At 37.0% G+C, this 15784-nt stretch carries 16 protein-coding genes; 4 read left to right on the forward strand and 12 right to left on the reverse strand.

The annotated features are described in order from the left end of the window. The first annotated feature begins 15 nt into the window (after positions 1 to 15). On the forward strand, positions 16 to 1908 hold the full coding sequence (locus B3P17_RS02015) for a DUF3857 domain-containing transglutaminase family protein (protein WP_252638614.1): 1893 nt from the start codon (positions 16 to 18) through the stop codon (positions 1906 to 1908). Between the two features lie 289 nt (positions 1909 to 2197). On the opposite strand, the gene B3P17_RS02020 is transcribed toward B3P17_RS02015, so the two are convergent. The 9 genes from B3P17_RS02020 to pyrH form a co-directional block, all read right to left on the reverse strand. Next, a complete protein-coding gene (locus B3P17_RS02020) occupies positions 2198 to 3343 on the reverse strand; it encodes an OmpA family protein (protein ID WP_252638613.1) in 1146 nt (381 codons plus the stop codon). Between the two features lie 36 nt (positions 3344 to 3379). After that, positions 3380 to 4480: a GDP-L-fucose synthase family protein gene (locus tag B3P17_RS02025; RefSeq protein ID WP_291103121.1), complete on the reverse strand. Its 1101-nt coding sequence runs from the start codon at positions 4478 to 4480 to the stop codon at positions 3380 to 3382. Positions 4481 to 4499: 19 nt separating this feature from the next. Continuing rightward, a complete protein-coding gene (gmd, locus tag B3P17_RS02030; RefSeq protein WP_252638611.1) occupies positions 4500 to 5651 on the reverse strand; it encodes a GDP-mannose 4,6-dehydratase in 1152 nt (383 codons plus the stop codon). Between the two features lie 349 nt (positions 5652 to 6000). Continuing rightward, positions 6001 to 7437: a cardiolipin synthase gene (gene cls / locus B3P17_RS02035; protein WP_252638610.1), complete on the reverse strand. Its 1437-nt coding sequence runs from the start codon at positions 7435 to 7437 to the stop codon at positions 6001 to 6003. Between the two features lie 161 nt (positions 7438 to 7598). Further along, entirely contained in the window at positions 7599 to 7967 is a 369-nt protein-coding gene (locus B3P17_RS02040) for a DUF2809 domain-containing protein (protein ID WP_252638609.1), read from the reverse strand. 2 nt (positions 7968 to 7969) lie between these two features. Further along, entirely contained in the window at positions 7970 to 8896 is a 927-nt protein-coding gene (rsgA, locus tag B3P17_RS02045; RefSeq protein ID WP_252638608.1) for a ribosome small subunit-dependent GTPase A, read from the reverse strand. Between the two features lie 89 nt (positions 8897 to 8985). Next, positions 8986 to 9549 (reverse strand): ribosome recycling factor, encoded by a 564-nt coding sequence (frr, locus tag B3P17_RS02050; protein WP_252638607.1) that lies wholly within the window; start codon positions 9547 to 9549, stop codon positions 8986 to 8988. A 47-nt stretch (positions 9550 to 9596) separates the two neighbouring features. Then, positions 9597 to 9938, reverse strand: coding sequence for a hypothetical protein (locus tag B3P17_RS02055; protein WP_252638606.1), 342 nt, complete (start codon positions 9936 to 9938; stop codon positions 9597 to 9599). After that, entirely contained in the window at positions 9925 to 10635 is a 711-nt protein-coding gene (gene pyrH, locus B3P17_RS02060; RefSeq protein ID WP_135104827.1) for a UMP kinase, read from the reverse strand. The genes B3P17_RS02055 and pyrH overlap by 14 nt, the downstream gene beginning before the upstream one ends. Before the next feature lie 139 nt (positions 10636 to 10774). Here pyrH and B3P17_RS02065 point away from each other — a divergent pair, with 139 nt between their 5' ends. The 3 genes from B3P17_RS02065 to B3P17_RS02075 all read left to right on the forward strand — a co-directional run bounded on the left by B3P17_RS02065 (position 10775) and on the right by B3P17_RS02075 (position 13085). Then, positions 10775 to 11479, forward strand: coding sequence for a hypothetical protein (locus B3P17_RS02065; protein WP_252638605.1), 705 nt, complete (start codon positions 10775 to 10777; stop codon positions 11477 to 11479). 241 nt (positions 11480 to 11720) lie between these two features. After that, complete coding sequence (locus B3P17_RS02070; RefSeq protein WP_252638604.1) at positions 11721 to 12494, forward strand: peptidylprolyl isomerase; 774 nt, start codon at positions 11721 to 11723, stop codon at positions 12492 to 12494. A 30-nt stretch (positions 12495 to 12524) separates the two neighbouring features. Beyond that, positions 12525 to 13085, forward strand: coding sequence for an NUDIX hydrolase (locus B3P17_RS02075; RefSeq protein ID WP_252638603.1), 561 nt, complete (start codon positions 12525 to 12527; stop codon positions 13083 to 13085). Here B3P17_RS02075 and B3P17_RS02080 read toward each other — a convergent pair. The 3 genes from B3P17_RS02080 to coaD form a co-directional block, all read right to left on the reverse strand. Next, positions 13082 to 13585 carry a pyridoxamine 5'-phosphate oxidase family protein gene (locus B3P17_RS02080; RefSeq protein WP_135104824.1) on the reverse strand — a complete coding sequence of 168 codons (504 nt, stop codon included), beginning with the start codon at positions 13583 to 13585 and terminating at the stop codon, positions 13082 to 13084. The genes B3P17_RS02075 and B3P17_RS02080 overlap by 4 nt on opposite strands. 76 nt (positions 13586 to 13661) lie before the next feature. Further along, on the reverse strand, positions 13662 to 15257 hold the full coding sequence (locus B3P17_RS02085) for a S41 family peptidase (RefSeq protein WP_135104823.1): 1596 nt from the start codon (positions 15255 to 15257) through the stop codon (positions 13662 to 13664). A 66-nt stretch (positions 15258 to 15323) separates the two neighbouring features. Further along, the gene (gene coaD, locus B3P17_RS02090; protein WP_252638602.1) at positions 15324 to 15782 is read right to left on the reverse strand and encodes a pantetheine-phosphate adenylyltransferase; all 459 of its coding nucleotides are present in this window, start codon (positions 15780 to 15782) and stop codon (positions 15324 to 15326) included. Positions 15783 to 15784 lie beyond the last annotated feature (2 nt).

Below are 15784 nucleotides of genomic sequence, written 5' to 3' on the forward strand. Positions count from 1 at the left end.
AATGCTTGTCTCAATATGAATATCAGATATATATTTGCATGTGTTCTCTTATTTATTCTATCCCAAACGCAAGCCTATGGGCAATTTGTTATACAAAAGGTTGATAGTTTGCGAGAGAACGCATGTGCCATCGTAGATAATTATTCTGCAGTATTTAGTCAAACTGATTTGAATAATGCAACACTGTCAGTGAATAAGGTAATAACTATCCTAAATGAACAGGGAGAGGAGTATGGTTATTTCAACGAAACCTATGATAAATTCAGGGAGCTGAAAGATTTCTCGGGTATAATAAAAAATATGTCGGGGACAGTAGTCAAGAAAATAGGAAAAAAAGACTTGATATCCTCATCCTTATCTGAACATTTGAGTACCGACGATTACTCTATGTTCTATGAATATAAGAACCCTACATACCCTTATACTATAGAGTATACCTATCAGGAAAAATGGAAGAATGGTGTTTTATGCTATCCGGCTTTCGCACCTATCAATGGAAGTCTGTTATCGCTAAAACGAGCTAGCTATAAGATTGAACTCCCAACAGGAATGAATCTTCGCTACCATACTAATTATTCTTGTAATATCAAAGATGAAACTGTAGGCAATAAGCATATATATTCGCTATCTCTCGAAAACATGAAAGCTATCGACAGGGAACCTTACGCCCCTCCATTCCGCGAAATAGTACCAAGAGTATTGTTAATGCCGAATGATTTCTGCTACGATTCAACCTGTGGCAATTTGTCTAACTGGGAAAATCACGGCAAATGGGTATCAAGCTTGTTAACCGGAAAAGATATTCTTCCTGCCGATTTTGTGATTAAAATAAAAGATCTCACAAAAGATGCAAAAAACGATAGAGAAAAGGTAGCTATTCTTTATCAATATCTACAGAATAACACAAGATATGTCAGCATACAATTGGGTATAGGAGGCTATCAGCCTATCGATGCAACATCTGTAAGTAAAAGTGGGTTTGGCGACTGTAAAGGCCTAACCAATTTAATGATGGCCATGCTGAAAGCCGTTGATATACCTTCCAATTACAGCATAGTAAGTATGAAAGAGAAGGATATACTACCTGATTTTCCTAACTTTAATCAGTTTGACCATGCTATTCTACTGGTTCCACTCAAAAACGATAGTATTTGGCTGGAATGTACAAGCCAGACGCTCCCCTTTGGATATATACATAATAAAATTGCAGGCCATAATAGCCTTATTATAACGAATGAAGGGGGCAAAATGTGTCGTTTACCCCAATATAAAGACGATCAAAATTATCAGGTATCGAAGCTAGACATAAATATATCCGAAAACGGTACAGCAAAAGGAAAAATGCAGTTTACTGAACATTTACATTTGTACGACAAGTTTTTTTATTGGATGACATCTAAAGACAGAGAAAAAGAGATGAACTACATCAATACGAATGTGAATATGCCAAAAGTAAAGATTTCTCAAATAGAAGTATCTGAGCATAAATCGTCGTTACCATCATGTACATTGTCTGCGAATTTCGAAGCTGAAGACTTTGTGAACAAAACCGGCACCCGATTATTTGCATCTGTATGCCCTTTGAGAAAAGGTAATTATAATATATTTACATCTTCTACACGGAAACAGGACATCGTAATAGAAAATGGATATTCTGATTGCGATTCTATCACATTCAATATTCCTGAAACATATACGATTGAGTCATTACCTAAGGACATCTCGATAGAGACTCCATTTGGGAAGCTAAAGACACAATGCAAGGTGGAAGATCATAAAATTACATATATACAGAATATAGATATTTTTACAGGGAGGTATGACAAATCGAGCTACAACGAAATCAAATCCTTTTTCTCAGAAATAAATTCAGCAATAAAGAGAAAACTCGTATTAAAGAAGATCTGATAAAATAGGAATAAGAATAAGTTAATACCAAATAGAATAAAGCTGGGAGCTACTAGATAGCTTCCAGCTTTATCTTTTAATAACACATTTTAGCACACCGATTGACTTTAACAAATGCTTTATACTTACGTGAATTAGAGAATACATAACAATGTTCAATCAGTCAGTATATCTTAGGCATATCATTATCTAAAGTCTTTCTTTTATTGTGCATTGTATCAATATGAAACAAAAAAAGAGTGGAGATATACTCCACTCTTTCCTATTCTTATATTTTCGTTAGCCGAAATTATTCAGCAAAGAAGATAGCAACACGGTTCCATGCATTTTCTGCATATGGTTGTTCTGTGTCACCTTTCCATTCAACTTTAACGCGGTTGCTGTTGATGTTGTATTTGTTGATCAACGCATTAGCAACATTCTTAGCACGTTTTTCAGAAAGTTTCATGTTGATAGAAGCTGTACCAGTTTTCTTATCAGCATAACCTACAATCTTAACATTTTTGCTAGGATTATCTTGTAGATATTTAGCTGTGTTGTAGATGCTAACTTCTTGGTTTTTGTCAATAACTGCACTACCAAGACGGAAAAATACTACGTTAGAAACGAAGTTTTTAACCTCAGCTGGTTTAACTTCTGGACATTTTGGACAATCTGGACATTTTGGAGCTTCAACTTTTCTGTTTTTCAAAGCTTCATTTTCTTGACGCAGTTTGTTGATTTGACCGTTTAAATCATCAAGAAGACCTTGATCCATCAACAATGCTTCAGAGAAGTCATTTCTTTTACCAATTTTGAAGTTAAATCCTACGAATGCAGATAGCATGCCATCCCATTCCCAGTCTCCACCGCCCATACGGTCGAAAGACTCTTGAACCATGTTTCCAGCTATTTCTACGAATAGAGAAGCTCTGTTAGACAGACGGAAATTGTTGATAATACCGGCATTCCATGTAGCAGAGTTGTTCTTGATAGATTTCCAATCTTCGTCAAATCCATGAACAAATCCTATACCAACATAAGGTATAAAGCTGTAGAAGCGATTTTCGTTATAATGTCCTAAATAATTAGAAACATTAAATAATAGGTCAACGTTAGCACCTAAATAATGAGGATGATTCATCACCTTTGCATCATTTTGAAATGTGTGGTAACCACCACCATTAAATTTCAAACGTGCTCCGAAATAAGGATTATACCATTTACCTACGAAAACAGTTGGAGCTAGGTTAAGGCGGTTAGTGAATTTAGCATCATTTGCGTTATCATTAAGATACATTGTTGCTCCACCACCAATTCCTACGAACCAGTTATCCCAAAAACCGTTACGCGCAAAAGTTGCATTGCGACCAACTTTAGTACTAAATCCACTATCTTGAGCAGAAATAGCCATAGCCGCAAAAACTAAAACTAAAAGTAAACTTACTTTTTTCATAATCAATCTTTTAAATTATAATTAAACACTCTTTTTTTAATTTAATATATTATACTCAGTATACCAAGCATACATCAACTTCAAGCCATCTTCTATTTCAACTTGATGTTGCCAGCCCAAAGAATTAAGTTTTGATACATCTGATAATTTTCTCATCGTTCCATCTGGCTTATCTGTATTAAACCACAAACTTCCGGAGAATTCGACTATTTCTTTTACAAGGTTTGCAACATCTTTTATAGATATTTCAATACCGGTTCCAATATTAATGTGTGTGTTCTTTATCTCCCTTCCATGTATAACATCAACTAAGTCAAAAAAGTTTACAGACTCCATCACAAAAACAGTGGCATCACCCATTTCCTGACTCCACAGGAATTCTCTCATCGGTTTTCCTGACCCCCAAAGTTCGACCTGAACAACATCTCCAACTTTTCTTATACCATACTTAGCTAGTATTTCTAGTATTTCTGTTTTAGATGAGGTTCCAGATATTCCCTCTATCGGCCTAACATTCAAGTCCAGCTCTATAATATCCCAAGCATTATTTTCTAAGCATTTCCCCAAATGTACTTTTCTTAGAATTGCTGGCAATACATGAGATGTTTCAAGATTAAAATTATCATTCAAACCATATAGGTTTGTTGGCATTACCGCTATAAAATTCGTTCCATACTGTATATTATAGCTCTCACACATCTTCAAACCGGCTATTTTAGCTATTGCATACGGTTCATTTGTGTATTCCAAAGGGCCTGTCAACAGTGTATCTTCCGTCATTGGCTGAGGTGCTTCTTTGGGATAAATACAAGAACTACCTAAAAACACTAATTTTTTAACATTATTCAGATATGATTGATGAATTACATTGTTCTGGATCATCAAATTTTCATAAATGAATTGCCCGCGATATGTATTATTGGCAATAATACCTCCTACTTTAGCCGCCGCTAAAAAAACATATTCAGGCTTTTCCTTTGTAAAAAATTCGGATACAGCTTTTTGATCTGTAAGATCTAATTCTTGATGCGTTCTTAAGACAAAATTTGTGTATCCTTTGCTTACAAGACTTTTAAGAATTGCAGAACCAACCAAGCCTCTATGGCCGGCTACATATATTTTAGCATTCTTTTCTATCATCTATATTTTCTTACTTTTATTCAAAGTAATTCAAAATTCTATATCCTCCATTTTTGAGGTACTCTTCTTTCTTCATCAGCTCAACATCATGAACAACCATATCCTGACATAAAGCTTTAAGATCGTATGTAGGCTCCCAGCCTAATTTAGTCCTGGCCTTTGTATTGTCACCAATGAGAATATCAACTTCGGTCGGACGAAAGTATGCAGGATCTACACCTACAACAGATTGCCCTATTCTCTTAATGAAGCCTTCGAGATATTCGGCTCCAACTATTTTAGAGAATTTATTCTCATCAACACCTACAATATAGCCTTCTTCCTTTTCATCTTCACCTCTAAATTCAACATCTACCCCGACCTCTATAAATGACATTTTGATAAAGTCACGAATAGTAGTTGTGACGCCTGTAGAGATAACATAATCATCAGCAGTATCTTGTTGAAGAATAAGATACATAGCCTTAATATAATCTTTGGCATGTCCCCAATCTCGTTTACTGGAAAGATTTCCCATATAAACCTTATCTTGAAGTCCTAGCACTATACGTGCAACTGCACGTGTCACCTTTCTTGTAACAAACGTTTCCCCCCTCAATGGTGATTCATGATTGAACAAGATGCCATTGCTGGCATGCATACCATAAGCCTCCCTATAATTAACCGTAATCCAATATGCATACATTTTAGCGACAGCGTATGGACTTCTCGGATAAAATGGTGTTGTTTCTTTTTGAGGTATCTCTTGCACTAAACCATAAAGCTCGGATGTTGAAGCCTGATATATCCTTGTTTTATTTACCAAATTAAGAAGACGAACAGCCTCTAATATACGAAGAGTACCTATTCCGTCTGCATTTGCTGTATATTCAGGGATATCAAAACTAACCTTAACATGGCTCATTGCCGCAAGATTATATATTTCATCGGGCTGTACATCGCCAATTAGTCGTGTCAGATTCATACTATCTGTCATATCACCATAATGAAGAATCATATTTCTATCTTCAAGATGAGGATCTTGATATAAATGGTCTATACGATCTGTGTTAAACATGGAAGATCTTCTTTTAAGTCCATGTACTGTATAGCCCTTTTTTATCAAGTATTCTGACAAATAAGCTCCATCTTGTCCTGTAACGCCTGTGATGAGTGCTACTTTACCCATATAGTTTACTTAATAAAAAAATCTTTATTAAGATTTATGTTAATGATCAATTTTATACTTAACCTTTCCCAATTATTGTATCTTTTAACGAATACGAATAATCAGTTCAAGCAACAAAGATATATTTTTTTTAACTAAAACAAATAAAAAAGACCTTAAATTAGAGATTACATATTGATTTTCTCTCATTTTTTGACGTATAAGTCTCTAATCCTGAAATTTGCAAAAAGCATTTTTTTAACTATTTTATTTATCATACACTCCAATCCTTCAGATCGGCAGGTATTTCAACAATACTCTTGAGTATAATATAGTTATATAAAATTTGGATCTTGTATCAACTTTACTATTATAATAATGGAGAGAACAAGCGCATGACAGACTCTTTAAATTTTTCAATCCGTGACCTTTGATCCCATTCTTCCACAAGCAACTGTGTTGAGCTCTCCATATCTTTCAAGAATATCTCCTGGGCTTTGCGGCAAGTCTCTTCGCTATATATAAAAGCATCAATTTCGAAATTATGTTCGAAACTACGCATATCCATATTGGCCGAACCTGTTATAGTAAGAGAGTTGTCTACCGTCATTAGCTTGGAGTGAAGAAATCCGGCTTCGAAAAAATAGACACTTACTTTGGCATCCAAAACTTCTTTCAGAAAAGACATAGATGCAATATGCACAAATGTGGTATCTGAATGGCGAGGCAACATCAAGCGTACATCCACACCTCGCATTGCCGCCATTTGTATAACCTGCATCAATGAGTCGGTAGGAATAAAATAAGGGGTCTGTATATAAACACTTTCTTTGGCATTGGAAATAGCTTGCAGAATACCTAAGTGTATATCTTTAAATTGTCCTACCGGTCCACTTGTAACCAGCTGAATCATATTATCTCCCTCTGTGTCGAGTATCGGATAATAAGCATCTGATGCTAGAAATTCTTTACGAGACGAATACCAGTCGATAAGAAAAGATGTCTGTAATCCTGCCACAGCCTTGCCTTCTATTTTAACATGGCTGTCACGCCAAATTCCAGTTCCTACACCGTTGATATATCGATCTGCAACATTCATTCCACCAACAAAACCAACTTTGCCATCAATGACTACAATTTTTCTGTGATTCCGATAATTCACTCTGCTTGTCAGGAATTTGAATGCCACCTTCAAGAATGGTTGAACTTCAACGCCTCCGGCTTGCATATCTTTGAAGAAGCTACGTTTTGCTTTCCAAGAGCCAACATCATCATAAATAAGACGCACCTCAACACCGTCCGCTGCTTTACGAAGCAATATATCTCGGGTTTTGCACCCTATCTCATCATCTAAGAAGATATAGTATTGAATATGTATATGCTTTTCCGCTTTCTCAAGCTCCTCGAACAAAGCCTCAAACTTATCGGGTCCTGAAGAATAGAAAGTGACACTACTACCTCCATATAAGGGAGTGCCCTTCAAACGATTTAACAAATTCACCAACCCTTTATACTCGACTGGTGGATTCAACGTTTCCAACAACTCTCGCCTACCAATAGACCGGCGATTGAGTTTCTTGTACATCTTATGGGATATCAGACGCTGCTTGCGATTATCTTCGCCAAAGAAATAGTATATGATAAGACCGACCAAAGGAAGCAACAACAGAATAAGCACCCAAGAAATCGTTTTCAAGGGGTTCCTATTCTCCGAGATAATCACAACCATCGTACCCAAAGCCGTAACCACATAAAGTATCTGGAAAAGAAGGATAAGATGATCTGTTGCTTGCGCTGCTACATCCATACGCAAATAATATACATTTTTTTCAAAGTTATAACAAATTTAAACTCAAGCTCTTTTTTTATCAAATAATTCGAAGGACTTACCTCCACTATCTGATATTTTCTTGAAAAAGCTCTTGTATGAATGATTGTAAAGATGTCATTTGTGTTAATATCGAATATCTATTTTTCTTTTCTATCGATAAGATAACAAATAATAGCCCCAACAGTATAGCATAAAATATCGCCCCAGGAAAATGATGTCCCTAAAACAATCCTCATTACTTTATAATCTTGAAGGCCCAGTACTTCTACCATCTTGAAGTATTGACCGACCTCTACCATATAGGCGAAAAAGAGCACACCCAAAGCTAAATACAAAGGCTTTATCCGGACAAATGACTTTACAAAATAATAGATCAATATAACAACTAAGATATCACCTCCATAAGGACGGATAAAAGCATCATCTACAAATTTAGCGATGAGGACTTCTATGAAAAAGATAATAATAAATATCAAGAATGACGATCGATCAAATCTCCACCTCATATCTATTTCCTATATTTTTCTTCAATATCCTCTTGCATCATACTCATGTATGACTTGTAGCGGCTCTCGCTTATATAGTGATTTTCTACAGCATCACGCACTGCACATCCGGGTTCATTTATATGAATGCAGTTATTGTAACGACAGTCTTTAGACGCCTTAAAGATCTCGGGAAAGAAGTGAAATATTTCATTCTTCTCCATATCCACAGTACCAAAGCCTTTGATACCGGGAGTATCTATAATAAATCCCCCCTGTGGCAATTCTATCATTTCCGAAAAAGTGGTTGTATGCATTCCTTTGCCATGATAACCGGATATTGCACCCGTCTTTAGATGAACATCAGGTACAAGCGCATTGATAAGAGTAGACTTTCCGACGCCTGAGTGACCCGAAAACAAGGTAGTTTTGTTCTTTATTCTCTCTTGTAAAATTTCTAATCCTGTATTATGTAAAGCCGATATCTTAATGCTTGGGTAACCAATATAATCATAAAGGCTAATAAGAGCATCCATGTATTCTATCTCCTCTTCTGCGTATAGATCCGTCTTGTTGAAAATAAGATTTACCGGCACACGATACGCTTCGGCTGCAGCCAAAAAGCGGTCAATAAAAATAGTAGAGGTTACCGGATGATTGATCGTTACAATCAAAAAACACAGATCGATATTAGCGGCCAAAATGTGCGATTGTTTCGATAAATTAGACGAACGGCGTATAATATAATTCTTACGGTCTTCGATCTGCGTTATCAGAGCAGTGCCTTCATTGTTTGGTACAATGGTTACTCTGTCTCCTACAGCAATGGGATTGGTGCTACGTATATCTTTAAGACGAAAGTTTCCTTTTACCTTACATTCAACGTCGCTGCCGTCATCGGTACGAACCAAATACCAACTACCCGTATTTTTTATTACAAGACCATTCATCAATCAATCCTTTAAAATGCAAATGTGCCAATGTGCCGATACTGTAAAGCGATCAGCATATTGGCATATTCTATTTTCGGTATATTTCGTTATACAGTTAAAATCTCTTTTTCTTTAAGAGCAAACAGGTCGTCTATCTTTTTGATATACTTATCATGAAGCTTTTGCATTTCGTTTTCACCATCTTTGGCTACGTCTTCCGCCAAGCCTTCTTTCACTGATTTTTTGATCGTATCAATTGCATCACGACGAGCATTACGCACACTTACCTTAGCATCCTCAGCTTCTTGTTTGGCTTGTTTTACCAAGAGCTTACGACGTTCTTCTGTCAACGGAGGGATAGAAAGACGTATCACTTCACCGTTATTATCGGGTGTGATACCCACATCAGAGTTCAGAATGGCTTTTTCTACCTCTTTCAGCATTTGTTTTTCCCAAGGTTGAACGATGATAGTTCTAGCGTCAGGTGTATTGATAGCCGCCACACCACTTAGCGGGGTAATTGATCCGTAATACTCAAGTTTTATACCATCAAGAATATGCGGATTGGCTTTTCCGGCACGAATACGAGATAACGTCTCGTCCAGAAACTCTACAGAGGCCGACATCTTAGCATCCGCCTTTTGTTCGATTTGTTTTAGGTCTGCTGCCATAAATATATATTTTTTGTTTTCAATATTTTAAGATTAAATAAATCTACTTACACTCTACTCGGCAATTGGGTAAGACCAATAATAAGTTGCCCTATCCCTGCCAAAATTAGTAAAGAAGTAAGCAAGGTATGTGCAGTAATGGTAATAAACGCACCTACAGCACAAACCAAACAGCCCATAAAGATATTTCTTCGTGCTGTTTTCATATTTTCTTTATCTACCTGATGTATAATCTGGTCGAGTAAGATATAAGCATCTTCTTCGTTAAGCCCTCGTTCGATTAGAAAGATCTTCACCTTTTCGGGATTTTCTCTTTTTCTAATCAAATATACAGCCTGATTATACAACTGATCTTCAACTACTACTTTCCCTCTGTTATGCATGTACATATGTACCTATTTTTTCACCTTTAATTAGCTTCTCTAAATTGCCCGGAGTATCCATATCGAAGACAACGATAGGCAAATTATTCTCCTTACACATCACTGTTGCCGTCATATCCATAACTTTCAGTCCCCGCTTGTAAACCTCATCGTAAGAGATGGAATCAAACTTAACGGCTGTAGGGTCTTTTTCGGGATCGGCAGTATAAACTCCGTCTACACGTGTACCTTTTAGCATCACGTCGGCTTCTATTTCTATTCCCCTCAGCGAAGAGCCGGTATCTGTTGTAAAAAATGGATTGCCTGTTCCGCAAGAAAGGATAACAACTTCACTATTTTCCATAGCCTCTATTGCTTTCCATTTGCTGTAGATTTCTCCTATAGGTTCCATCCTGATAGCTGTAAGTACTCTCGACTTCTGACCTATTGCAGTAAGAGCCGAACTAAGAGCCAAACTGTTTATCACAGTGGCCAACATACCCATCTGGTCTCCTTTTACCCTGTCGAACCCTTCGGAAGCTCCGCTCAGACCTCGAAAAATATTTCCTCCTCCAATAACAATACTTATCTGTACACCCATATCGGCTACAGCCTTTATTTGCGTGGCATATTCATTCAATCGGTTTACATCTATGCCATATTGCTGTTCTCCCATGAGGGATTCACCGCTCAGTTTTAGGAGGATTCTGTTATATTTTACCATTTCTGCTTTTATATTAGTGCAAATCTAGTATAATTTGTGAAATTATAAAAGTCAAACTTTACGAATTGATTTTTATTATAATTTAAAAGTTCTGATATAAGAGCATTTAGTTATTTTTACACATCTAAATAAATTTATTATGATCACTCACAGCTGGCTCTTATTTGTCCTCGCACTATTACTTGGATTCATTACGTTCGTAATCATATTATGGACTATTATCAAATGGAAACATAACAAGGATCGGAACATAGGCTGCGGATTAACTTTTTTATTCTCTATGTTAACTATAATCTGTACTGTTATAGTAATAGTAAAAGTTGTGGAAACAATTAGGGTAGTTGTTCCTAATAAAATTGAAGAAGGGATTGATATATTCACCAACAGTTTATCTTCAAGAAATACAGAAACTCCTTTTATGGACAGCCTGAAATTGATGCAACCAACCGACAGCATAATACCGAATAGTTATTTCTCTTACGCGGGACTTCGCGATTATTTCCGTATGCCCCTGATATATCCGTATTCGATAACTGCTATTGATGTTCTCGAGAAAGGGACTTTACAAGACGAAAAAGGGATAAAGTACATAGCTGCAGATCACAATGAAAACGAGCCTATTCTTCATGATATTACGTACTTCTCCTTTGACAGAAATATTCTGTTAGCAAAAACGGAATCCTCTTCTTCCCTGAACGCTCTCAGATTCTATATTTTTAATCTAAACACAAGACAATTAGAGGAATTCAATACCGAAAAAGAGATGAAGATACAAGCTGCAAAATTTGGCTTTGATACAATAAAACCAATGATAACCATACAAGAATATTTTGATAATTTTTGAATGTAAGAAACTCTGTGGTACTCTTTTNNTTTTACTCTGTGGTAAAAAATTGAATAAGAGCGAATACGAAAGCAATTATTATTCATTACTTAGAACCTTAGTATAAAAAGATTCTGAAATATCGATTCGAAGCTTCTATTATTTCAAAATAAGAGCTCAAAAAACATTATCTTTGTCTGACTTCATACAGAAAAATGATATGAGAAATATATGTATCGCCTGTCTAATCTTTTTATTCACTATGTGTAATAATAAACCAAAAGAACCCATAGTCGTTATACAAACAAGCTATGGCAATATAAAAGTTAAGCTCTATAATGAAACTCCGGGACATAGAGATAATTTTCTGAAACTAGCAGAAGAAGGATTTTATAAAAACCTTACGTTTCACCGAGTTATCAATGATTTTATGATACAGGGTGGAGATCCTCAAACAAGGAATATTGCAGATTCTGCAGCATTGAAAGAAGAAAAAACGCTGGGTGACACAATCCCTGCCGAAATAAAGTTTCCTCAGCTATACCACAAACGAGGAGTACTGGCAGCCGCACGATGGGGCGATGCCGAAAATCCGACAAAAGCCTCTGATGCATCTCAGTTCTATATAGTGACAGGTGAATTATGCTTCGACGATAAATTATCAGAGATAGAAAAACAACGTTTCGAACGTTTTAAGCAAAAGATATATAAGGAAATACAATCGGCACATCTTGATGATCTGAAAGCATTACTAAAGAGCGGCGATAGTATATCTGCATCTGCAATGCGTGCTGATTGGCTGAAACAAGCGGATGAGCAAGCCAAAGCCCGAAAGGCTGAGGTATCATATACAGACGAGCAGCGGGAATACTACAAAACAAGGGGTGGCACTCCTTTTCTGGACAATGAATACACCGTTTTCGGCGAGGTAATAGAAGGAATGGACGTTGTGGATAAAATACAAAGAGCAAGAACCAACGAAAAAGACAAGCCTCTTAAAAACATCTTGATGAACGTAGTGGTTCTAGAGAAATAAAAATTCCAACAACGTATTAACAGCAAAAAAATGAGTGATACAGATAATAAAAAGTGGAAGGTATTAAATAGTGAATATCTTTCGCAAGAGCCTTGGTTTACCGTACGGAAAGATCATGTAGAACTACCGAACGGAAACCAAATTCAAAATTATTATGTATACGAATATCCCGACTGGGTATGCACCATAGCAATAACCAAAGACAAACGGTTTGTGATGGTACGTCAATACAGGCACGGACTGCAATGCACTTCGCTAGAGCTATGTGCAGGAGTATGCGAAGAAGAAGACCCTAGCGCAGAAGTTTCTGCAAGAAGGGAACTCCTCGAAGAAACCGGCTACGGAAACGGGAAATGGGAGCTATTAATGACCACTTCGGCAAATCCGGGTACACACACCAACACTACTTACTGTTTTCTGGCTACCGATGTGGAAAAGATATCGGAACAGCATTTAGAAGATACCGAAGATATTTCTGTTCATCTGCTATCTATCGACGAGTTGATAGAACTATTGAAAAAAGATGAGATCAGGCAATCTATGCACGCCGCCCCATTGTGGAAATATCTGGCAACGAATCATCTTATCTAAAATTCGAGCTGATCTTTGTAGTTTCGTGAATTTGGGTGAGGAACACCAAATACTTTTGATGAAATAGAATCGATCTCTACTTTCCAAATCTTTACGTTATTTACAGCCGGCTTAGAATAAGTGAATGCCCTTGTTGTGTATTTCTTCATCATTATGTCCAAAGCCTTCACTTTATTATCGTAATCTTCTTCGAATACGACCTTGCCCCTGCAAATAACACTACTTCCTTTCATACGATAACTACATGCTACCTCTTCATTCTGATAAGTTAATGACGACTCACCACAGAAAGTGATACATACATTCGGGTTTATATGAAGGGATTCGATACTCTTGCCCTCCTGTGCCGAATGTAGGTAGATAACATCATCTTGATAACCGAAATTCATAGGTATAACATACGGGAAACCTCCCTTATCTATCATACCGACATAGCATATGGTGTTTTTCGAAATTATCTCTTCTATCAAATGACGTTCTTCAATATTAATCGTTATCATAAGGCTGTATATATTCTTCTATTCCTATTAATCAAAAGAGCTGCATTTTGAATACAGCTCTTTTTTATTTTATTTCTTATTTACCTTTGAGCAATCCGTTATACATTTTCTCATTCCGTATAATCTCGTATGCTTTCTTAAAAGTTTCGCTATCTTCGTTGAATACCCTCACCATCGTCTCCGTATCATATACATCACGTGCTATATATGCTTTTATCTGACGCTTGAGTGTTTCTTTCGACTTCTCATATCCATCCTCATCAAAGTCCACTTTTTCATCTTTTCCGGCTGCGATTAGTTTATTCATAATCTCGTCCGAAACTTGATATTGCTTATAGAAGTCCGTTGCTGTAGGATATTTTTGCAAAATCTCCGTTCTGTGATTATCTACCTCATTATAAGCTATGCGCAGCGTTATGCCTTTGTTCCAGATTTTTCGGTAATATTCTGATGCAAATGTAGTATCGGCAGGCACAAAATAGTCGGGCATGATACCTCCTCCGCCATATACCGTACGGTGATTCAACAAAGTTGTATATTTCAATGAATCAGGAAAATGTATACTATCAGCATGCATCATCTCGCCTTTATTATAGCGTTCTATTACATCCAGGTTGTATGACATAATATCTCCCTTTGTATACGGTTTTTGTATAGAGCGTCCAGTAGGAGTATAATAACGGGCAACAGTGAGCCTTATCATCGATTCGTCAGGAAGCGGTATTTGTCGTTGAACAAGCCCTTTCCCGAAACTGCGACGACCGACAATAACACCTCTATCCCAATCCTGCACGGCTCCTGACAAGATTTCACTAGCCGAAGCAGAACCTTCATTGATAAGTACGACAAGACGTCCTTTCTCGAATGCGCCTTTAGCTGTGGAAACTTCATCTCTTCTCGGCTGACGTAAGCCTTCGGTATATACAACCAACTTGCCTGCATCCAGAAAATCATCAGCTATTTCAGTAGCCGGAGCCATGTATCCTCCACCATTATATTCCAGGTCGAGAATAAGATTCTCCATACCCTTTTCTTTAAGCTTCTGAAGCGCTTTTCTGAATTCTTCGGTAGTGGTTGCTCCAAATCTTATGATGCGTATATAGCCTGTAGTCTTATCCACCATGTAAGTGGCATCGATACTATAGATCGGAATTTTGTCGCGAATAATCTTAAAGCTTAGTAAATCAGCTATTCCCTTGCGTTGTACTTTCAAGTTTACAGATGTTCCTTTCGGGCCTTTAAGACGTGACATAACATCTTTGGTAGACATTTTAACTCCGGCAATAAGCGTATCGTCTACATACAATATCTTGTCTCCTGCCCTAAGACCTACCTTCTCGGATGGCCCTCCCGGAAGCGCTTCGATAACATAAAGTGTATCCGTAAGCATATTGAAAGATATACCTATACCATCGAAATTACCTTCCAGCGGCTCGTTCATATCTTTTACCTCATCGGCACTGATATATGTAGAGTGAGGGTCGAGTTTTTCTAACAAAGCTTTCACTGCATCTTCGGCCAATTTGCCGTCGTCTACCTTATCTACATACATATTCTCAATAACGGCAATTGTTGTAGCTACTTTCTTAGATCCTTCGCTCATCTTAAACTGAGCAGAGGCGGCCAAAACAATGACAAAAAAACCGAGAACCGACATTAGAACTCTTTTCATACTAGAATTACATTTTGGGTAATCGCAGGTAACGCTGATTACATCTGATTTTTAATTAATCATTATTCAGTCCAGACTCATACCTTTGGGTATAAACTGACTGACATCGTGTCCGAATCGCAACAGTTCGCGTACAATAGTAGAACTGATATGTGTTAGTTCCGGTTCGGTAAAGAGTACGATTGTCTCTATTCCCGATATATTTCTGTTCATATCGGCAATCGTTTTTTCGTATTCGAAATCATTTACAGAACGGATTCCACGTATTATAAAATTTGATCCTGTTTCTTTGGCATAGTCCACAGTAAGGCTATCATAAGTACCTACCACTATGCGGCTGTCGCCTTTATACAAAGAACGGATCATATCGATGCGCTTGTCGAGCGGAAAGTAAGTTTTCTTGGTATCATTCACTCCAATAGCAATAACGATCTCATCTACCAATTCGAGAGATCGTTTCACTAATGAATAATGTCCTATTGTAAAGGGATCGAATGTCCCCGGAAAAATTGCTTTTCTCTTCATTC

This window comes from Dysgonomonas sp. UBA7630, assembly GCF_002483985.1.
Taxonomy (GTDB): domain Bacteria; phylum Bacteroidota; class Bacteroidia; order Bacteroidales; family Dysgonomonadaceae; genus Dysgonomonas.